The sequence below is a fragment of the Isoptericola halotolerans genome, assembly GCF_003003075.1.
In the GTDB taxonomy this organism is placed as follows: Bacteria; Actinomycetota; Actinomycetes; order Actinomycetales; family Cellulomonadaceae; genus Isoptericola; species Isoptericola halotolerans_A.
Genome location: NZ_PVTX01000002.1, coordinates 474,707 through 495,555, shown reverse-complemented (window position 1 = coordinate 495,555; position 20,849 = coordinate 474,707). Strand labels below are relative to the sequence as shown.

Genomic DNA, 20,849 nt, shown 5'->3' with positions numbered 1-20,849 from the left:
ATGCCGACCGGGACGTTGGCCTGCTGGTCGAACAGCTGGAAGATGGCCAGGCGCTGGCCGATCGAGTCCCAGCCGAGCACGGCCCAGCCGGAGCCCTGGATGCCGGTGGCGGTCGCGGCGAAGTGGGCCTGGAACGCGGCGAAGGAGCCGAACTGGTCCTTGATCGCCTCGGCCAGCTCGCCGTCGGGCTCGCCGCCGCCCTCGGGGGACAGGTTGTGCCAGAACACGGTGTGGTTGGTGTGCCCGCCGAGGTGGAACGCGAGGTTCTTCTCGTGCAGGTTGACCGCGCCCAGGTCGCCGGACTCGCGGGCCTCGGCCAGCTTCTCCAGCGCGGTGTTCGCGCCCGCGACGTAGGTGGCGTGGTGCTTGTCGTGGTGCAGCTCCATGATCTTGCCGCTGATGTGCGGCTCGAGCGCGCTGTAGTCGTAGGGCAGATCCGGCAGCGTATACACGGGCATCGTGCATCCGTCCTTCCGTGGCGGGTGAGGTGCTCCGACCGTAGGACCTCCACCCCGGTTGAGGTCAACGGAGACCCACGTCACAGGCCTCTCAGGCGCAGCAGTGGCGCCTGAGAGACCCACGTCACAGGCCTCTCAGGCGCCACTGCTGCGCGTCACCCGCAGCAGGACTCCCTGCTCGGGCGCGAGCGGGGGCAGCGGCAGGCCCACCTCGGCGAGCGCAGCACCGGGCAGCTCGACGGCGCCCGACGCCCACCAGGGCGGCGGGGCGTCGCCGACCACGAGCGGCGGCGTGGCGAGGTCGACGCGTTCCACCCGGTAGGTGTCCTGCGGGTCCAGGCCCGGCAGCAGCAGCGCCGGCGGCACGGCGGCCGACGACGCCGCCCGGGTGACGAGGGCGTAGACCGCCTCCTGCGCGCCGGGCCCGACGAGCCCGTGCACCCAGCACTCGTCGGCGGTGTCGGCGCGCACCGTGGTCCCCGCCGCGACGAGCGGTCGGAGCTCCTTGACCAGCCGCACCCACCGCGTGACGGCCTCGAGGTCCTCGGGGGCGGTACGCGTCAGGTCCGCCTCGATGCCGCTGTGCCCGAACAGGGCGGTGACCAGCCGCAGCGACAGGTCGTGGGTGCGGCCGGTGGTGTGCGAGCGCGCGTCGCCGACGTGCGAGCCGACGAGCTCGGGCGGCACGAGCAGCCCGGTCCAGCGCTGCACCGCCTGGCGCTCCAGCGCGTCGTTGGTGTCGGACGCCCAGACCCGGTCCGTCCGGTCCAGCACGTCGAGGTCGACCTTGCCCCCGCCGGAGGAGCACGACTCGATCTCGAGCGCCGGGAAGCGTTCCCGCAGCTCGTCCATGAGCCGCCGCGTGGCGAGCACCTGGCCGCGGGAGGGCGCATCGAGCACGTCGCGGTTCTGGTCCCACTTGAGGTAGGTGATCGGGTACTCGTCCAGCAGGGCGACGACGGCGTCCCGGACGTGCGCGTACGCGTCCGGGTGCGCCAGGTCGAGCGCCTGCTGGTACCGCCAGGGCAGCGGCTCGCGACCCGGGGTCGCCCGCAGCACCCACTCGGGGTGCCGCCGCGCGACGTCGGAGTCCGCGTTGACCATCTCCGGCTCCACCCAGAGCCCGAACTCCATCCCCAGCCCGGTCACGTGCTGCACGAGCGGGTGCAGGCCGTCCGGCCAGACGGCCTCGTCGACCGTCCAGTCCCCCAGCCCGCGCCGGTCGTCGCGGCGTCCGCGGAACCATCCGTCGTCGAGCACGAACCGCTCGACGCCGACGCGCGCGGCGGCGTCGGCGAGCGCCCGCAGCCGGTCGAGGTCGTGCTCGAAGTAGACCGCCTCCCACGTGTTGAGGGTGACGGGGCGCGGACGCGTGGCGCGTCCGGGGCGGGCGCGCACCCAGGCGTGGAACCGCTCGGACAGGCCGTCGAGGCCGGCGGCGGACCAGCCGGCGAGGGTGCGCGGCGAGGTGTACGTCTCGCCCGGGCCCACGACGACGTCGCCCGGCCCCCACATCTCGCCCGCGCCGACGACGGCGTGCCCGGAGGCCAGCCGCTCGACGCGCACGGAGGTGTCGCCGCTCCAGGCGTGGTGGACGCCCCACACCTCGCCGGACCGGAACCCGAAGCCGGGCGTCCCGGCCACCGTGGCGAAGGGCGCGTCGTGCCCGGGGCGGCCGTGCCGCGTCCCGCGCTCCCAGAGGCCGTCACGCAGCGGGGCCCGTTGCGGGCGCCGCTCCCCCGCCCAGCGTCCGGACAGGTCGAGGACCTCCGTCGCGCGGGTGGGCAGCGGCAGCGTGGACACGACCCGGTCCAGGGCGTAGGGCGTCGTGCCGCGGTTGGTCACCGTCGTCGTGCCCTCGAGCACCCCCTGGGCGTGCAGGGTCAGCCGGACGGCGACCTCCAGGCCGGCGGCCGGGTCGGCCAGCAGCACGGCGACCGTGCCGCCGTCCGACGTCGTGCGGACCTGCCGGGGCGCCGGGCGCCGGGCCGCGCCGTCGTCTGGTGCGGTGGGCCGCCAGCCGGCGAGGCCCGGCAGGCCGGGCCAGCCGTCCGCGGCGAGCGGCAGCAGCGTGGCGCGTACCGGCACGTCGGGAGAGCTCGCGGTGACGGCGGGGACCTGGCTGTCCGCGAGCGCCTCCAGCGCGTGCCGGTCGAGCCCGCCGAGGTCGGCGCCCCAGTGGACGACCACGGGCACCCCCGTGCCGCGGGCGTCGAGCACGAGGCTCGAGCCCGCGGCACGGAGGTGGTGGACGTCGCCCGACGACGTCACTCGGCCACCGGGATGGACTGCGACTCCAGGGTGCTGATCGTGGCCTCCTGACCGGCCTGCAGGGCGTCGAGCAGGGTGCCCTGGCCGCTGAGCGCGGCACCGAAGCCGTCGGCCACGTCGTTGTAGGTCTGGGCCATCGTCGGCCCCCAGGTGAAGCTCGGGTCGGTGGCGGCCGCGGCGTCGGCGAAGACGTCGAAGATGGCCTGGTCACCGTAGAACTCGAGACCCTCCTTGAGCGCCGGCAGCTCCAGGCCCGCGGTGGTCGCCGGGTAGAGGCCACCACCCTGGTTGAGCGCGGTGAGCGACTCCTCCGAGGTGTTCAGCCACAGCGCGAACTGCGCCGCCTCGTACGGGTGCTCGCTGCCCTGCAGCACCGCGACGCTCGACCCGCCCCAGTTGCCGGCCGCGTTCGCGCCCGGCTCCCACTGCGGCATCGGGGCCACGGCCCAGTCGCCCGCGGTGTCCGGGGCGCCCGAGGAGATCGAGTTGCTGCCCCACACGGCGCTGACCCAGGTCCACAGCTCACCGGTGTTGAGCTCGTTGTTCCACTCGTCGGAGAACCCGGCGGTGTCCTTCACCAGGCCGTCGTCGATGAGGCCCTGCCAGTAGTCGGCCACCTGGGTCGACTGCGGGCCGGTCAGGTCCACCGTCCACGCCTCGCCGTCGTTCTCGAACCAGCGGCCCTCGGCCTGCCAGACCAGCCCGGCGAACCAGTTGACGTCCGTGCGCGGGAAGTGCGTGATGTACGCGCCCTCGTCACGGATGGCCTGCGCGGCCTCGGCGTACTCGTCCCAGGTGGTGGGCACCTCGATGCCCGCCTCCTCGAACAGGTCGGCGCGGTAGAACATCGCCATGGGCCCCGTGTCCTGCGGGATCGCGTAGACCGAGCCCTCCTCGCCGAACGTGACCTGCTGCCACGTCCAGTCCACGAACTGCTCGCCGGCGTCCATCACCCCGGCGCAGTCGGCGATGTTCACCAGCCCGTCCTGGACGCGGAAGTTCGGCAGGGTGTCGTACTCGATCTGGCCCAGGTCGGGTGCCTGGTCCGCCTCGAGCTGGTTGAAGAAGTCCTGGTAGGTGCCGGCGTTGCCCGCCGGTCCGGTGTTGTACGTGACCTGGATGTCCGGGTTGGCCTCGTTCCACAGCGCGATGGCGTCCTCCATCCCGGGGACCCAGCCGGTGTACGTCAGCTCGACCGGACCGTCGGACGGCTCGCAGGCCGAGGCGTCGGCCGCGCCGTCGGACCCGCCGTCGTCGGTGCCGCCGGAGCAGGCGGCGAGCAGGAGCGTGCCGGCGACGGCGGCCGCGCCGGAGCGGGCCAGGGTGTGGCGATTCATGGTGTTCCTCCTTGAACGGGGCGGGGTCTTGCGGGTCGGGATCGTGCGGGTCGGGACGGCGGGCGTCATGCCTTGACGCCGCCGGCAGCCAGGCCTCCGCGCCAGAAGCGCTGCAGCCCGAGGAAGGCGAGGATGAGCGGGACGATGGCCACGAACGCGCCGACGATGACGGCGGTGCGCAGCTCCGGGACGGCGTTCGTCTGGGAGTTCCACGCGTACAGGCCGAGGGTGACGGGGTAGAGCTTCTCGTCCGAGAGCATCACCAGGGGCAGGAAGAAGTTGTTCCAGATGGTCACGAACTGGAACAGGAAGATGGTCACCAGCGCCGGTGCCATGAGCCGCACCGACACGGTGAAGAACGTGCGCACCTCCCCGGAACCATCGAGGCGGGCCGCCTCGAGCAGCTCGTCGGGCACGCTCGCCGCGGCGTAGATCCGCGCGAGGTAGACGCCGAACGGGCTCACCAGGCTCGGCAGGAACACCGACCAGTACGTGTTGGTCAGGTCCACCGCGCTGAAGATGAGGAACAGCGGCAGGGCGAGCGCCGTGACGGGCACCAGCACCCCGCCGAGGATCACGTTGAAGAGCAGGTTGCGGCCGCGGAACACGTACTTGCCGAGCGCGTACCCGCACATCGAGGCCAGCAGGGTGCCCAGCAGCGCACCCACCCCCGCGTAGATCACGGCGTTGCCGAGCCAGCGCAGGTACACGCCGCCGTCGTAGGTGAACAGGTACGTCAGGTTGTCCCACAGGTGGAAGTCCGCGAACCACAGCCCCGCCGTCGAGGCGAACTGGCCGCGCGACTTGGTGGACGCCACCGCCAGCCACCAGATCGGCACGAGGAAGTACAGGGTGAAGGCGCCCATGATCACGAACGCCACGAGGCGGGACATCGGGCGCTCGCGGACCCCGCGGGAGTCCGGGGCCGCCGTCGGGCCGTAGCCCTCGGTGCGGGTCAGGATGCTCACTGGAAGGCCTTCCTCTGCGTCAGGCGCAGGAACACGAACGACAGCACGAACGTCAGCAGCGCCAGCACCACGGAGAAGGCGGCGGCGAGGTTGAAGTTCGGCACCGTCGAGGTCGTGTACACCACGAGGTTCGGGGTGAAGGTCGAGCTGACCGAGGTGGTGAAGGACCGGAACACCTGCGGCTCGGTGAGCAGCTGCAGCGTGCCGATGATGGAGAACACGCCGGTCAGCACCAGGGCGGGCACCACCAGCGGGATCTTCACCGACCAGGCGATGCGCAGCTGGCCGGCACCGTCGATGCGTGCCGCCTCGTAGATCTCGCCCGGGATCGCCTGCAGCGCGGAGTAGATGATGAGCATGTTGTAGCCCGCGTAGACCCAGGTGACGACGTTCGCGATCGCCCACAGCACCAGCCCGCCGCCGAGCAGCGGGACGCTGCTCGTCACCGCGGTGAAGGGCGACAGGCTCGGCGAGTACAGGAAGCCCCACATGATCGCTGCGATCACGCCGGGCACGGCGTACGGGGCGAAGAACGCCAGGCGGTAGAACCGCTTGCCGCGCACGAGCGGCGAGTCGATGAGCAGCGCGAGGACCAGGGCGAGCCCGAGCATGACGGGCACCTGGACGACGCCGAACAGCAGCACGCGGCCCAGCGAGGCCCAGAACGCCTCGGACGCGAAGACCTGCTCGTACTGCGTCAGCCCGCCGAACACCTCGGTCGCCGGCCCGAACGTCCCCTCGCGCTCCACCGTGCGGAACGACCGGAACACCGCGTAGCCGATGGGCACCAGGTAGAACAGCGTGAACAGGACGAAGAACGGCACGACGAGCACCGTCAGGGCCCCGGCGTGCCGGGTGCGACGGCGTGACCTCCCCGGTGGCTGTCCCGTGGCCCCGGGGTCGCGCCCCGTGGCCGTGGTCTGCGTGCTCATGCTGCGGCCTCCTCACCGGATCGGCGCCGATCCGTCGTCGTCTCGCGGATCGCGGCCACGCCGCCCGCCGGTACCTCGTGCGCCGCGGCCGTCCGCCCGGTCACCAGGTCCGTGCCGGGGACAGGGGCGGTGAAGGCCGTGCCGCCGTGGTTGATCAGGAACAGGTAGGACGCCGCGTCGCCGTGCCGCCGGACGGCGTCGACCACCGCCGGGGCCCCCGGCAGGACCGGCTCGACCCCGGCGTCGCCGAGGGCCTGGGCCACCAGGGCCTCGCGGCCCGCTCCGTCCAGGCGGGTCGCGACGTACCACGCCACGCCCGCGCCGTGCCCGTGGCGCGTCACGGCGGGACCGCCGGCGACGGGTCCGTCGGCGAACCGGGCGACGACGGACGCCCCGCGGGCCTCGACCCGCTCGGTCCAGACGTCGGCGGTGCGGCCGTCGTCCAGCGTGACGAGCTGACCGGCGTCGAGCGGGAAGAACTCGTCCGAGCGGACACCGAGCACGTCGCGGAACGCTCCCGGGTAGCCGCCCGTGCGGACCTGGTCGTCGGCGTCGACGATCCCGGAGAAGTAGGTGACGAGCACGTGTCCCCCGGCCGCGACGTAGCGCTCGAGCGCCTGGGCGGCCTCGTCGGTGACGAGGTAGAGCGTCGGGACGACGACGAGGCGGTAGCCGGACAGGTCGGCCGCCGGCCCCACGACGTCGACGCCGGCCCCGGCGCGACGCAGCGCGGCGTGCATCGCGTGCACCTCGTCGAGGTAGCGCACGTCTCCGGTGGGCTGGCCGGGGACGTCGACGGCCCACCACGCCTGCCAGTCGAACAGCAGGGCGACGTCGCTGGTCACGGTGGTGCCGACCACCTCGTCGAGCGCGTCCAGCAGGGCGCCGAGCCGGAGCGTGGCCCGCCACTGCGTGGAGTCGGTGCCGGCGTGCGGCAGCAGCGCCGAGTGGAACCGCTCGGCGCCGGCCCGCGAGGCCCGCCACTGGAAGAAGCAGACGGCGTCGGCGCCGCGCGCGACGTGGGTGAGGACCATGCGCTCGAGCTCGCCCGGCCGCTTGGCGAGGTTGCGCGGCTGCCAGTTCACGGCCCCGTGCGAGGCCTCCATGAGCATCCACGGCGCGCCGTCGGCCAGCCCGCGCGTGGCGTCGGCCGCGAACGCGAGCTCGGCCCACGGGTCGGCCAGCCGGTGGTCCAGGTAGTGGTCGTTCGCGACGACGTCCATGTGCGGCGCCCAGGACCGGTAGTCCTGGGTGTCGATGTGTGCGGTCACCATGAAGTTGGTGGTGACGGGCACGGTGGTGGTCTCGCGCAGGATCGCGGCCTCGGCGTGGTACCAGTCGAGCAGGGCGTCGGAGCTGAAGCGGTGGAAGTCGAGGACCTGGCCGGGGTTCTCGGGGGAGGCCGTGGCCCGCGGGGGCAGCACCTGGTCGAACGAGCCGTAGCGCTGGCTCCAGAAGCTCGTGCCCCAGGCCGCGTTGAGCGCGTCGACGGTGCCGTACCGGGCCTCGAGCCAGCGCCGGAAGTCCCGCGCCGACTCGTCGCAGTAGCACAGCGCGTTGTGGCAGCCGAGCTCGTTGGACACGTGCCACAGCGCGAGCGCCGGGTGGTCGCCGTACCGCTCGGCGACCGTCCGGACGAGGCGTTCGGCGTGGTCCCGCAGCACGGGTGAGCTGGGGCACCAGGCCTGCCGCCCGCCGGGGCTGACGGTGCCGCCGTCGCGGGTGACGGGCAGGACCTCGGGGTGGTCGGTGGTGAGCCAGGGCGGCGGGGTCGACGTGCCGGTGCCGAGGTTCACCGCGATGCCGTGCTCGTGCAGCAGGTCCATGACGTGGTCGAGGTCGTCGAAGCGGTAGACGCCGGGCTCACGCTCGATCTCCGCCCAGCCGAAGACGTTGACGGCCACGAGGTCGACCCCGGCCTCGCGCATGAGACGCGCGTCCTCGACCCACGTCTCGCGAGGCCACTGCTCGGGGTTGTAGTCGCCGCCGAACGCGATGCCGCGCTGCGGGAGCGGGAGCCGCCCTCGGCTCGTCCTGGGGTCCACGTCGACGCCTGTTCCTCATCCTCGAAGGTGTGTGTGCACGTGCACACATGGTGACAGTACCGCACCTCGGGCTCGGTGTGTACACGTGCACACAATCGTGTCCGGATGGATACGCTGTGCGCATGAGCTCACCAGGGCGCGTCCGAGCGACGGTGCACGACGTCGCGGCCCACGCCGGCGTGTCCCGCGGCACCGTCTCCCGCGCGCTCAACGGGACGGGCTACGTCTCCGCCGAGGCCCGCGCCCGCATCGAGGCCGCCATCGCCGAGGTCGGGTACGTGCGCAACAACGCCGCCCGCAACCTCGTGATGCGCAAGACGTGGGCCATCGGGTTCGTCGTCCACGAACCGCACCAGCTCTTCCTCGAGGACCCCAATATCGGCGGCATCCTCCTGGGCACCAACGCCGTCGTCGCCGAGGCCGACCACCAGCTCGTGGTGCTCGTCGTCGACTCCGACGACGACGCCGCCCGCGTCTCCAGCTACCTGCGCGGCGGGTTCGTCGACGGCGCCGTCCTCGTCTCGGCCCGGTCGCACGACCAGGTGGCGGACGCCGTCGAGCAGATCGGGCTGCCCGCCGCGTTCGTCGGGCACCCCGAGGGGCGCCCCTCGATCCCCTACGTGGGCATCGACAACCGCAGCGCTGCGCGCGCCCTGACGACCCGGCTCGTCGAGACCGGCCGACGCCGCATCGGCATGCTCGCCAGCGCGCTCGACCGCGACTCGGGCGCCGACCGGCTCGCCGGGTTCACCGAGGCGCTCGGCGACCGGTTCGACGAACGCCTCGTCGTGGCCGACCCGCTCTACTCCTACCGCGCCGGCGTCGACACCATGACCGAGCTCCTACGGCGGGAGCCGGCGCTCGACGGCGTGTTCGCGGCCTCCGACGCCGTCGCGGCCGGAGCGATCGAGGCGCTGCGCACCGCCGGCCGCACCGTGCCCGGCGACGTCGGGGTCGTGGGGTTCGACGACAGCGCCTGGGCGCTGCGCTGCAACCCGCCGCTGTCGACGGTGCACCAGCCCGCGGCGGAGATGGGCCGCGCCGCGGCCACGCTGGTGCTGGAGCAGCTCGCCGGCCGCACGCCGTCGAGCGTCACGCTGCCGACCGACGTCGTCTGGCGCGCCTCGGCCTGAGCCCTGCCTGCGAGGGGACGCCCGACCCTGCCCACCGTCGGCAGATTGGTACGGACCACATTTGCCTCACTCCTTGACGCATCCGTGGCGCGGCGCTACGTTTCTCGACATTGGTACGGACCACTTTCCTTTCCAGCGTCAACGTCGACCCAGGAGTGACATGACCCCCAGCCGTCGCCGCCGCGCGATGCTCCCCGCCCTCGCGATCCTCGGCCTGACCCTCTCGGCCTGCGGCCTCAGCGGTGCCGAGACCCCGGCGGCCGACACCGCCGAGAGCGACCAGCCGGCCGAGGTGACCGGCAAGATCACGTTCTCGACGCTCCAGCTCAAGCCGACCTTCACCGAGTACATCGAGGGCGTCATCGAGGACTTCGAGACCGAGCACCCCGGCACCGAGATCGAGTGGATCGACATCCCGTTCGAGGGCGCCCAGGAGAAGATCGCCACGGACGCGGCCGCCGGGACGCTCCCCGACGTCATCAACCTCAACCCGAACTTCGCGCAGCCGCTGGAGGCCGAGGGCCTGTTCCTCGACCTCGACCAGGAGGTCCCCGAGCTCCGCGACGCCTACGTGCCCGGCGCCTGGGACGCGTTCCAGGTCCCGGAGCAGGAGGGGTCGTTCGGCTTCCCCTGGTACCTGACCTCCGAGGTCACGATGTACAACCAGGCGATGTTCGAGGACGCCGGCCTCGACCCGGAGACCCCGCCCGCCACGTTCGACGAGCTCTACGCCGCCGCCGAGCAGATCACCGAGAAGTCGGACGGCAAGATCTGGGGCATGCACCCGGCGCTCGAGAACCGGTTCCTGCTCGACCTCGCCAAGGAGGGTGTGCCGCTGCTGTCCGAGGACGGCACCGAGTGGGTCTTCAACACGCCCGAGGCCGTCGCCCACGTCGAACGGCTCACCGCCGCGTACCAGGACGGCGTCTTCCCGCCCGACTCGCTCACCGAGGACCACTCCAAGGAGACCGAGGCCTACCAGGCCGGCCGCGTCGCCCTGTTCCCCTCCGGCCCCAACTTCCTGACCATCGTCGAGGAGAACGCGCCCGACATCGCCGAGGTGACCGGGGTGGGTGCCCAGATCACCGGCGCGTCCGACGCCGCCAACATGTCCGTCATGGGCCTGCTGGTCCCGCGGTCCACCGAGAACAAGGCGACCGCGCTGAAGTTCGCGGAGTTCATGACCAACGCCGAGAACCAGCTCGCGTTCTCCCAGATCGTCACCATCTTCCCCTCGGTCACCGAGGCGCTGGCCGACCCCTACTTCACGGACGACTCCGACGGCACCGTCGAGTCCCAGGCCCGCAAGCTCTCCGCCGAGCAGCTCGAGAACGGCCGCAACCTGCTCCCCGTGCAGTACGACGACCGGGTGAAGGCTGCGGTCATCGGCAAGGTCCAGCTCGCCATGAAGGGCGAGCTCAGCGCTCAGGAGGCGCTGGACCAGGCCGTCGCCGAGGCGAACTCCATCACCGGCATGTGACCGCCGCTGGGGCGGATCGAGCCCCGGGCTCCCGATCCGCCCCAGCCTCCCGGAGGAACACCTCGTGAACCGTCGGCTCCGCCTCGCTCCCTGGCTCTTTCTCGCACCCGCCCTGGTGGTGGCCGTCGTCTTCCACGTCTGGCCCTTCCTCAACACCGTCGTGCTGTCCTTCACGGACGCCAGCGCCCTCGGCGGCGGGAGCTTCGTGGGTGGCGAGAACTACGTCCGCCTGGCCCAGGACCCGCACTTCTGGCTCGCCACCCGCAACACCGTCCTGTACGTGGCCGTCGTGGTACCGCTGCTGGTGCTGCTGCCCCTGCTGCTCGCGGTCCTCGTGCAGCCCCAGATCCGCGGGATCGGCTTCTTCCGTTCCGTCTTCTACTCCCCCGTCGTCGCCTCCATGGTGGTCGTCGGGCTCATCTGGACGTGGATGCTCGCCAGCGACGGCATCGTCAACCAGGTGCTCGAGGCGGCGCGGATCATCGACGCCCCGCTGCCGTTCCTCACCGACTCCACGCTCCTGCTGGTGAGCTGCATGCTCGTCACCGTCTGGAAAGGACTGGGCTACTACATGGTCGTGTACCTGGCGGCGCTCGGGAACGTGTCGAGCGAGTACCACGAGGCGGCTCAGGTCGACGGCGCGAACGCCGCCCGCCGGTTCTGGTCCGTGACCGTGCCCGGCGTCCGGCCGACGATGTTCCTCGTCGGCCTGCTGTCGGCGATCGCCGCGATGAAGGTGTTCGCCGAGGTCTACGTGATGAGCTACGGCACCGCCGGGCCGGGCGGCGAGGCGCGGACCCTGGTCTACACGATCCGCGAGGTCGGGCTCGGCCTCGGCGGTCAGATCGGCTACGCCTCGGCGATGAGCCTGGCGCTGTTCGTGCTCACCATCGGGTTCTCCGCCGGGTACCTGCGCGCGCAGCGGGCGGAGGCACGATGACCGCCGCCCTCGCGTCGCGCACCGCCGGCGCCACCCGCCCGCAGGTGCTGCGCCCCGACCGCCCGAAGCACACCCGCGCGGGTCTCGTGCTGCGCTACTCGCTGCTGGGGCTGATGTTCGTGCTCCTCGTCGGCCCGTTCCTGTGGCAGTTCTCGACCTCGCTCAAGGGCGCCGACGAGTCCATCTACACCGCCTCCCCGATCCCCACGAACCCGACGATCGACAACTACCGCACGGTGGCCGAGACCATCCCGGTGTTCCGGTACATCGGCAACTCGCTGGTCGTGGCCACCGCGTCCGCGGTCCTCAACGTGATCCTCGGGTCGATGGCCGGCTACGCCCTGGCGCGCCTGCCGTTCCGCGGACGCACCCTCGCCGACCTGACGTTCCTCGCGACGATCATCATCCCGTTCGAGGTCATCATGGTCTCGGTGTTCCTCACGATGCGCTCCATCGGGCTCGTCGACACGCTCGCCGGCGTCATCCTGCCGGCCGCGGCGTCGGGGCTGTCCATCATCCTCATGCGCACCGCGTTCCTGGGCCTGCCGCGCGAGCTCGAGGAGGCGGCGAAGCTCGACGGCGCCAACGCCTGGCAGCGGTACCGGCGCATCGCCATGCCGTCGGTGAAGGGCACCCTCTCCGTGGTGGCGATCTTCGCGTTCGTGTTCGCGGGGGACGACTTCCTGTGGCCGCTGGTGATCCTGAAGAACCCCGACAACTACACGCTCACCGTGGGGATCCAGTACCTGTCCGGGACGTTCAGCGCCAACCAGCGCGTCATCGCCGCAGGCACCATGATCGCGGTGATCCCGCTGCTGGCGCTGTTCTTCTCGATGCAGCGCTGGTTCTTCCGGGGAGTCGGCGAAGGAGGCATCAAGGGATGACCACTCAGATCCACGAACCGAAGTACGAGGCCCTGCGGGCACGCCTCGAGGCGGACATCCGCACCGGGCTGCGCCCGCACGACCCGCTGCCGTCGGAACGCAAGCTCATGGCCACCTACGAGGTCTCGCGCATGACGGTGCGTCAGGCGCTGCGCCTGCTCGCCGACGACGGGCTCGTCTACCGGGTCCAGGGCTCGGGCACGTTCGTCGCCGACCCGACGATGATCACCAAGTCGCTGACCCTGACGTCGTTCACCGAGGACATCACGGCCCGCGGCATGCTGCCCGGCTCCCGTTCCCAGGAGGTGGAGCGGATCGAGGCGGAGGCCGAGGTCGCCCAGGACCTGGGCCTCTCCCCCGGCGCACCGGTCGTGCACGTCCAGCGGGTGCGGACCGCGGACGGCTCACCGATGTGCATCGAGGACGTCTGGGTGCCGGCCGACCTGCTACCGCCCGACTTCGGCACGCAGAGCGTCGCGAGCCTCTACGCGACCTTCGAGTCGTTGGGCCAGGTCCCCGACGTGGCCGAGCAGACGATCCGCGCGACGGTGGTGGACAGCGCCCAGGCGGCGCTGCTGGACGTCGCCCCGCACTCGCCGGCGTTCGTCGTCTCGCGGGTCACCTACACCGCGGACGCCCGGCCGATCGAGCGCGGGCGCAGCGTCTACCGGGCGGACCGCTACGACTTCCGCGTGTCCGTCCAGCGGCGGCGGCACCCGTGAGCGGCGCGCGGACCACCGCCGTCGGGCTCGACATCGGCGGGACGAAGATGTGCGCGGTGGCGCTGGACGTGGACGGGAAGGTCCGCGCGTCGCTCGAGGTGCCGACACCCGCCGCGCAGGGCCCGGCCGCGATCCTCGACCTCGGGGCGTCGCTCGTCCGCAGCGTCGACGTCGGCGACGGCTCCGGGCCCTCCGCCGACGACGACGCCCCGTCCGCCCGGCGCACGCTGCGGCTCGGCGTGGGCACCGCCGGGGTGGTCGACCGCGGGACCGGGACCATCCTCTCGGCGACGTCGGCCCTGCCGGGATGGGCCGGCACGCCGGTGCGCGACGAGCTGGCGGCACGCCTCGGCGGCGCCCTCGTCACGGTGGTCAACGACGTGCACGCCGTCGCCGCCGCGGAGTCCCGCTGGGGATCGGCGGCCTCGACGCGCGACCACCTCGTGCTGACCGTGGGCACGGGCATCGGCGGCGCGGTCGTCGTCGACGGCGAGGTGCTGGTCGGCAGCCGGCGGCTGGCCGGCCACGTGGGCCACATGAGCGTCCCGGAGGCCGTCGGGGAGCCGTGCCCGTGCGGCCGGACCGGGCACCTCGAGGCCGTGGCGTCCGGTCCGGCCATGGTCGCCGCCTACCGTGCGCTCGGGGGCCGCGCGACCACCGGGAAGGACCTCGCGCGTGCGGTCGCCCACGGGGACGGGGACGCCCGGCGGGTCCTCCGCCGGGCGGGCAGCGCGCTCGGCACGGCGATCGCCTCGCTCGCCGCGGCCCTCGACCCGCAGGTCGTGGTCGTCGGCGGCGGTGCGCTCCGGGTCGGTGCCGATCTGCTCGACGCGGCGCACCGCTCGCTCGCCGCGTCGGCCCTGCCCGGGCTGGCCGACCTGCCGCTCGTCCGCGCCGCAGTGCGCGACGGCGGCGCGGTCGGCGCGGCCTCCCTCGCCCTGCCCGCCCGGGGCCGTCCGCCCCACGAGGACCTGAGGACGCCGTGCTCCGCCTGACCCTCCTTCCGCTCGACGACCGCCCCGTGTCCGTCCGCCTGCCCGCGCAGGTAGCCCGCGTGGCGGGCGCCACCGTCGAGGTCCCCCCGCCCGCCCTGCGGCCGCGGCTGCGGCACGCGCCGGACGTCGCGGCGCTGTCCGCCTGGTACGCCGGCTCCCGGGGCCGCACCGACGCGAGCGTCGTCAGCCTGGACGGCCTCGGCCTCGGTTCGCTCATCGCGTCGCGCACCGGGTCCGAACGTCTCGACGAGGTGCTCGCCGCCTGGCAGCCCGTCACGCGCCCCGGGCCTCCGGTCCACGCGGCGATCGTGGTGCCCCGGACGCCCGACAGCGCCGACGCCACGGAGGAGCCCGACTACTGGGACCCGCACGGCCCCGCGCTGCACCGGCTCTCCGCCGAGCTCGGCGGCACCACCGCGACCCTCGACGACGCCCGCTCCCGGGTGGCCGCCGACGTCCCGGCCGACGTCGTCGCCGACTGGACAGGCCGACGTCTGCGGCAGCACGCGCTCGCGCTCGCGGCGCTGGACCTGCACCGCCGAGGCCTGCTGACGACGCTCGTCGTCGGCGTGGACGACGCCGCGCAACGGTCGCTGTCGGCGCTCGCCCAGGAGGACCTCGCCCGATGGGCGAGGCTGCTCGGCACCGGTCACCGCGCCGTCGTGCACCCCGGCGCGGACGAGACCGGGGCCGTGCTCGTGGCCCGCGCCGTGCTGGCGGCGTCCGCCGTGGCCACGCCGCGCGTCGCCGTCCGGTGCGCCGCCGACGGCGGGCTCGACCGCGTCGCCCCGTACGAGACGGGACCGGTCGGGCACACCGCGGTCCGTCAGCTCGAGGCCGCCGGGGCCGTGGTCGTCGACCCGCGCTCGCCCGACGTCGACTGCCACGTCGTCGTCCATGCCCCGGCCACCGGGCCGTCCGCGGGCGACTGGGCCGTCGCACCTCCGGCCGGGTCCGACGGCGCGGCCGCGGCGGCGACCGCCGGGACCGTCGCCGAGCTGCTCGCCGCGGGGCAGCGGGTCGCGGTGGCGGACGTCGCGCAGCCCAACGGGGCGGATCCTGCGCTCGTGACGGCGCTCGGCGAGGTCGGTGCCTGGCGACGGCTCGTCGGCTACGCCGCCTGGAACACGGCCGGCAACACCCTCGGCACGGTCGCCGCCCAGGTCGTCGCGACGTGCGCGGCGCAGGCCGCGGGCACGTTCGACGCCGTCGCGCACCGCGAGCTGCTGGCGCACCGCGTCGCGGAGGACGCCGGGTGGATGAGCCACGCCCGTGCTCGCGCCCGGGCGGAGCTGGGGTCCGACCCGACGCGCCACGACGTCGTGCGGCTCACGGCGGACCGCCGCCACCGGTGGGAGAGCCTGGTCGGCGAGGTGCTGGCACGCACCCCCGGCCTCGACGACGCACGCGTCGTCCCCGGGAGCCTGACGCTCCCCTGGGACCGCACGTTCGAGATCGACCTGGACGTGGAGGTGGCACGATGACGGGCCTCCGTCTCGCCGTGATCGGCGGCGGGCTCGGCGGTGTCGCCGCCGCCCTCGCGGCCGCCGACGCCGGCGCCACCGTCACGCTCACCGCCGCGGAACCGATGGTCGGCGGCCAGATCACGGCGCAGGCGACCAGCCCGCTCGACGAGCACCCGCTCGTCGAGACCACCGGCGCGCCCGGCAGCTACCACGAGATGCGCCGCCGGCTGCGTGCCGCCTACGGCGGCCTCGCCAACCCGGGCGACGGCTGGGTGTCCCGGTTGTGCTTCGAGCCCGACGTCGGGCGGCAGGTCCTGGAGGACATGCTCGCCGAGCACGTGGCCTCCGGTCGCCTGCGGGTCCTGCTGGACCGCGAGCCGGTCGCCGCCCGGACGACGACGGACGCCGCAGGACGCGCCGTCGTCGAGGCCGTGGAGCTCGCCGGACCCGGCGGCGTGCGCGAGGTGGTCACGGCCGACACCTTCGTGGACGCCACCGAGCTCGGTGACCTGCTGCCGCTGGTCGGCGCCGACTGGGTGATCGGCTCGGAGGGCTCCGAGGCGTTCGGCGAGCCGCACGCCCTCCCGGGCGGGCCGGACCCGCTCGCCGAGCAGTCCTGCACCTGGGTCGCGGGGCTGACGCTCCGGGAGGACCCGGGTCCCGTCGGCGGCCCGCCGCGAGGCTACGCCCGTCACGTCACGGGGCAGCCGTTCGGCCTGGACATCCCCGGCTGGGACGGCACGCTCCACCGGTACGCGATGTTCGGCGAGGGGCCCACGGGCAACCCGCCGTTCTGGACCTACCGAAGGGTGCGCTCGGGCGCGCTCCTGGGCGGCCAGGACGCCGTCGTGCTCAACTGGGCCGGCAACGACTACGCGGCCACGGGGCTCGTCGCCGACCGCGAGCGCACGCTGCGCGGGGCCCGCGACCTCACGCTCGGGTTCGTCCACTGGCTGCGCACCGAGGCGCCGCGGGACGACGGCGGCCGGGGCTACCCGGAGCTGGCGCTCGACCCCGGCGTCACGGGGACCGCGGACGGCCTGGCGCACGCGCCATACGTGCGCGAGTCCCGCCGGCTCGCCTCCGGCCGCCCTGTCACGGAGCTCGACCTCGCCGTCCGCGGGTCGTCCGAGCGCGCCGTCGCGATGCCCGACTCGCTGGGCACCGCCTGGTACCACGCGGACCTCCACCCGCGCGTCGGGCATCCCCAGAGCGTGTACGCCCCGACCTCCCCGTTCCAGGTGCCGGCCCGTGCGCTGGTCCCGGAGGCCGGCCGCGGACCGGTCAACCTCGTCGCCGGGGCGAAGAACCTCGCGGCCACGCAGGTCGCGGCCGCCGCCTACCGCGTGCACCCGGGCGAGTGGTCCGTCGGCGAGGCCGCGGGCGTGCTCGCCGTCCAGGCGGACGCCGACGGTCGCACGCCGACCGAGACCGCCACCTCGACGGCCGGTGTGCGGCGCGCCCAGGAGCGGCTGCTCGCCCGCGGCACCCCCCTGGTCTGGACGCGCGACGTGCCCGCCGACCATCCCGCGTTCGCCGCCGTGAACCGCTGCGTGCTGCGTGGCGGCCTGGTCGGCGAGCGGGCGCGGACCCTCGACCTGCGGCCCGACGAGGGCCTCGACGAGGCCGAGCGCGCCTCGATCGCCCACGCGCTCGGCCTGGGTCGCCTCCCGGAGGGAAGCACCTGGGGCGACGCGGTCCTCTCGGCGCAGCCCGCCCACCCGGAGCAGGCCCGCCACCACCAGCCCGACCTTCAGGAGCCGGCATGACGCCCGACCGCCCGACCGCCACCCCCGACGACGTGGTCGGAGCCCTGCGGGGACGGCTCGTCGTCTCCTGCCAGGCTCGTGAGGGCGAACCCCTGCACGGACCGGCCCACATGACCGCGATGGCGCTCTCGGCGCTCGACGGCGGGGCCGCCGGCCTGCGCCTGGAGGGGCCGGCGGACGTCGCGGCGGTCCGCGCCGTCACCGGGGTGCCGATCATCGGGCTGTGGAAGGTGGGGGCCGCGCCCGTCTACATCACGCCCACCATGGACGCCGTGCACGCCGTCGCGGACGCCGGCGCCGACATCGTGGCGGTCGACGGGACCGGGCGGCCCCGCCCGGACGGCAGCACGTTCGCGGACGTGGTGCGGGCGGTGCACGGGATCCCCGGCCGTCTCGTGATGGCGGACGTCGCCACCCTCGCGCAGGGTCGCGCGGCCGAGGCCGCCGGCGCGGACCTCGTCGGATCGACGCTGTCCGGGTACACCGGCCCCGGCCGGCCCCCGGCCGGGCCGGACCTGACGCTCGTCGGGGAGCTGGCCGCGGCACTGTCGGTTCCGGTGGTGGCCGAGGGGCGGATCGCCACGGCGGAGCAGGCCGCCGAGGCGCTGCTGCGCGGTGCGACCACCGTGGTCGTGGGCGGGGCGATCACCCGGCCGGCGTCGATCACCGCACGGTTCGCGGCTGCCCTGGACAGCGCCCGGACCGCCCTGGTGGCTCAGGAGGGCGCCCGATGAGCACCACCTGTCACGTCGTCTCCCACGTGCACTGGGACCGGGAGTGGTACCGCCCCTTCGAGGGCTACCGGTCGCGCCTGCTGGAGCTCGTCGAACGGGTCTGCGACGACCTCGACGCCGGCCGGATCGCGTCCTTCCACCTCGACGGGCAGACCGTCACGCTCGACGACGTCGCGGCCCTGCGCCCCGACGTGGCCGACCGGGTGCGCCGGCATGCCGCCGCGGGCCGGATCACGATCGGTCCCTGGCACGTGCTCGCGGACAACCAGCTCGTCTCCGCCGAGAACCTGGTGCGCAACCTGCTCCTCGCCCGGCGCACCGCGGGCGACCTGCTCAGCGACATCGGCTACTCACCGGACGCGTTCGGGCACCCGGCCGACCTGCCCCGCGTCCTGGTCGGCTTCGGGATCGACACCGCCCTGGTGTGGCGCGGCGCGCCCCCGGAGCACGCCCGCTTCCGCTGGCGGTCGCCGGACGGCGCCGAGGTCTTCACCGTCAACCAGGCCTACCACCAGGCCGAGGTGCTGTGGCCGGACGATCCCGCCGACGCCGCCACGGCGCTCGAGGCGTTCGTCCGCCGTGAGGCGGACCGCGTCCCGGCCGGGCCGCAGCTCCTCCTCAACGGTGGCGACCACCTCGTGCCGCCGCGCCCCGCCGAGCGGGCCGAGGCGATCGAGGCGGTCCGTCGCGCCACCGGTGTCGCCGCCCGCCCGTCGACCCTGCCGGAGTTCTTCGCCGCCGCCCGCACCGCGGCCGCGAGCGCCGCAGCGGACCTGCCCGTCGTCGAGGGCGAGCTACGGAACCTCGGCGACCGGCTGACGTTCCTGCTGCCCGGCACGCTCTCGGCACGGGCCTACGTCAAGTCGCTGAACGACCGCGCCCAGACCCTCCTGGAACGGTTCGTCGAGCCCGCAGCCGCCCTCGCCACCGTCACCGGGCGGGGCCCGGCGAACGCCCGCGAGGCCCTCGCGCACGCCTGGGACCTGCTGGTGAAGAACGCCCCCCACGACTCCATCTGCGGCTGCTCCGTCGACGAGGTGCACCGGGAGACGACGGTCCGCGCCGAGCGGGTCCTCGAGGTCGGCGACCAGCTCGTGCGCCGCGCGGCGCTGGCCGAGGACCTCGACGTCCGCGGTGACGGCAAGCCCGCCGCCGGCACGGTGGACGTGCTGGTGCGCTCCGGCAGCGGGGACGACGGCGACGGCCCGGTGGTGGTCGACGTCGTCACGGCGGCCGGGCGGTACGTCGTCGGCCTGCGCGACCCCGACGGTCACGAGGTGCCGGTGGAGGCGGAGCACCTGGGCGCCGCCCAGTGGTTCGAGGCGGACCTCGACCTGCTCCCCGACACGCTGCGCGGGGAGCGTCATCGGCTCGCGTTCGTCGCCCGCGACGTCCCCGCGTTCGGGTGGGCGGTGTACACCGCCGTCCTGGGTGACGCGCCGACCTGCTCGCCGGCGCACGCCGCGGGGCGTGCCGCCGTCGTCGACGGTACGCGACTGGTCGTCGCGGACGACGCCTCGGTGACCTTGACGGGACCCGACGGCGCCACCTGGACCGGTCTGGGGCGTCTCGTCGACGGCGGCGACCGTGGCGACAGCTACACGTACGACCCGCCGGCGGACGACGAGCTCGTGACGCCGTCGGTCCGGGCCGTGGAGGTCGTCTCGTCGCCGGTGCGGACGCGCCTCGTGGTGTCGGCCGCCCTGGACCTGCCGACCTCGCTGGACGTGAGCCGCGACGCCCGCTCGGCGGTCCGCCGCGAGCACCCCGTCACGCTCGTCGTCGAGCGCTGGGTGGGCGACCCCGTCCTGCGGTGGGACGTCCGCCTGGACAACGCCGCCGACGACCATCGCCTGCGGTTCCACGTGCCCGTCGCCGGGGCGCCCACGACGTGGCAGGCGGACACGCACTGGTCCGTACAGGACCGGCCCTTCGGACCGGTCGTCGGTGCGCTCCCCGAGGCTGCCGGTCTGGAGGCCGCGATCGGCACCGCGCCCGCTCACACGTTCGCCGTGGCGGGACAGGGCACCGCCAGTGTGGCCGTGCTGCTCGACGCGCTGCCCGAGGTCCAGGGCCTCGACGCCGCGGCCACCGGCGGCCCGCACGAGATCGCCGTGACGCTCCTGCGATCCGTGGGCTGGCTGTCCCGGTTCGACCTGCGCACCCGCACCACCGGTGCCGGCCCGGCGTTCGAGGTGCCCGAGGCCCAGTGCCACGGGGAGCGGCGCGTGCGGCTCGGCGTCGTCGTCGGCGCGGACGCCACGGACGACCTCGCGCTCGCCCGCACCGCGGCGGCGCACCACGTCCCGCTGCGGGCCGACCAGCTCCGCGCCCCCGCGGCCCGACGGCGGTCTCCCCGCGGCGCCGCGCCTCGCGTGCAGGGCGCGCTCGTCTCCGCGTTCAAGCCCGCCGAGTCGGGCGAGGGCGTGGTGCTCCGGGTCGCCAACCCGTCGGCCCGGCCCGCGAGCGCCGTCGTCCACCTCCCGGGCTGGGCCCGGCGGGTGGCCGAGACGCGGCTCGACGAGCGCCCGCTCGACGGCGCGCCGTCGACGGGTGCCGGGGCCGACGGGCTGCTGCCCGCGCAGCTCGGCCCGTACGGCGTGCGGACCTGGCTGCTGCGGACCGACGACCGATGACCACGGCGTGACCGACGGCGCCCGCCTGCTCGCAGGGCGGGCGCACCGGCGTGGGAACGTCCCCGCCGGCGAGGAGAGG

16 protein-coding genes are annotated in these 20,849 nt (G+C 74.2%); 10 read left to right on the top strand and 6 right to left on the bottom strand.

All coding sequences use genetic code 11. From position 1 onward, the window contains the following. From BCL65_RS05455 to BCL65_RS05430, 6 genes are all read right to left on the bottom strand, one after another. The coding region (locus BCL65_RS05455) for a superoxide dismutase (protein WP_106265894.1) at positions 1-458 on the bottom strand (458 nt) is incomplete at its 3' end. Positions 459-593: 135 nt separating this feature from the next. After that, positions 594-2,729 carry an alpha-galactosidase gene (locus tag BCL65_RS05450; RefSeq protein ID WP_207767646.1) on the bottom strand — a complete coding sequence of 712 codons (2,136 nt, stop codon included), beginning with the start codon at positions 2,727-2,729 and terminating at the stop codon, positions 594-596. After that, positions 2,726-4,066, bottom strand: coding sequence for an ABC transporter substrate-binding protein (locus tag BCL65_RS05445; protein WP_106265892.1), 1,341 nt, complete (start codon positions 4,064-4,066; stop codon positions 2,726-2,728). The genes BCL65_RS05450 and BCL65_RS05445 overlap by 4 nt, the downstream gene beginning before the upstream one ends. A 65-nt stretch (positions 4,067-4,131) precedes the next feature. Further along, on the bottom strand, positions 4,132-5,034 hold the full coding sequence (locus tag BCL65_RS05440; RefSeq protein WP_243400747.1) for a carbohydrate ABC transporter permease: 903 nt from the start codon (positions 5,032-5,034) through the stop codon (positions 4,132-4,134). Next, entirely contained in the window at positions 5,031-5,966 is a 936-nt protein-coding gene (locus BCL65_RS05435) for a carbohydrate ABC transporter permease (RefSeq protein ID WP_207767647.1), read from the bottom strand. Before BCL65_RS05435 ends, BCL65_RS05440 begins: the two co-directional genes overlap by 4 nt. After that, the gene (locus BCL65_RS05430; RefSeq protein WP_243400748.1) at positions 5,963-8,011 is read right to left on the bottom strand and encodes a beta-galactosidase; all 2,049 of its coding nucleotides are present in this window, start codon (positions 8,009-8,011) and stop codon (positions 5,963-5,965) included. The genes BCL65_RS05435 and BCL65_RS05430 overlap by 4 nt, the downstream gene beginning before the upstream one ends. A 122-nt stretch (positions 8,012-8,133) precedes the next feature. Between BCL65_RS05430 and BCL65_RS05425 the strand changes: the two genes are divergently transcribed. The 10 genes from BCL65_RS05425 to BCL65_RS05380 all read left to right on the top strand — a co-directional run bounded on the left by BCL65_RS05425 (position 8,134) and on the right by BCL65_RS05380 (position 20,770). Next, entirely contained in the window at positions 8,134-9,144 is a 1,011-nt protein-coding gene (locus BCL65_RS05425; protein ID WP_106265984.1) for a LacI family DNA-binding transcriptional regulator, read from the top strand. 160 nt (positions 9,145-9,304) lie between these two features. Then, a complete protein-coding gene (locus tag BCL65_RS05420) occupies positions 9,305-10,624 on the top strand; it encodes an ABC transporter substrate-binding protein (RefSeq protein WP_106265890.1) in 1,320 nt (439 codons plus the stop codon). 64 nt (positions 10,625-10,688) lie between these two features. Then, positions 10,689-11,564: a carbohydrate ABC transporter permease gene (locus BCL65_RS05415; protein ID WP_207767648.1), complete on the top strand. Its 876-nt coding sequence runs from the start codon at positions 10,689-10,691 to the stop codon at positions 11,562-11,564. Next, complete coding sequence (locus tag BCL65_RS05410) at positions 11,561-12,448, top strand: carbohydrate ABC transporter permease (RefSeq protein WP_106265886.1); 888 nt, start codon at positions 11,561-11,563, stop codon at positions 12,446-12,448. Before BCL65_RS05415 ends, BCL65_RS05410 begins: the two co-directional genes overlap by 4 nt. After that, the gene (locus BCL65_RS05405; protein WP_106265884.1) at positions 12,445-13,170 is read left to right on the top strand and encodes a GntR family transcriptional regulator; all 726 of its coding nucleotides are present in this window, start codon (positions 12,445-12,447) and stop codon (positions 13,168-13,170) included. Before BCL65_RS05410 ends, BCL65_RS05405 begins: the two co-directional genes overlap by 4 nt. Further along, positions 13,167-14,165 (top strand): ROK family protein, encoded by a 999-nt coding sequence (locus BCL65_RS05400; protein ID WP_207767649.1) that lies wholly within the window; start codon positions 13,167-13,169, stop codon positions 14,163-14,165. The genes BCL65_RS05405 and BCL65_RS05400 overlap by 4 nt, the downstream gene beginning before the upstream one ends. Next, positions 14,153-15,649: a DUF4127 family protein gene (locus BCL65_RS05395; protein ID WP_106265882.1), complete on the top strand. Its 1,497-nt coding sequence runs from the start codon at positions 14,153-14,155 to the stop codon at positions 15,647-15,649. Before BCL65_RS05400 ends, BCL65_RS05395 begins: the two co-directional genes overlap by 13 nt. Then, on the top strand, positions 15,646-17,400 hold the full coding sequence (locus BCL65_RS05390) for an FAD-dependent oxidoreductase (protein ID WP_106265879.1): 1,755 nt from the start codon (positions 15,646-15,648) through the stop codon (positions 17,398-17,400). The genes BCL65_RS05395 and BCL65_RS05390 overlap by 4 nt, the downstream gene beginning before the upstream one ends. Further along, complete coding sequence (locus BCL65_RS05385; protein ID WP_106265877.1) at positions 17,397-18,134, top strand: N-acetylmannosamine-6-phosphate 2-epimerase; 738 nt, start codon at positions 17,397-17,399, stop codon at positions 18,132-18,134. Before BCL65_RS05390 ends, BCL65_RS05385 begins: the two co-directional genes overlap by 4 nt. Next, the gene (locus BCL65_RS05380; protein WP_106265875.1) at positions 18,131-20,770 is read left to right on the top strand and encodes a glycoside hydrolase family 38 N-terminal domain-containing protein; all 2,640 of its coding nucleotides are present in this window, start codon (positions 18,131-18,133) and stop codon (positions 20,768-20,770) included. The genes BCL65_RS05385 and BCL65_RS05380 overlap by 4 nt, the downstream gene beginning before the upstream one ends. Positions 20,771-20,849: the final 79 nt, after the last annotated feature.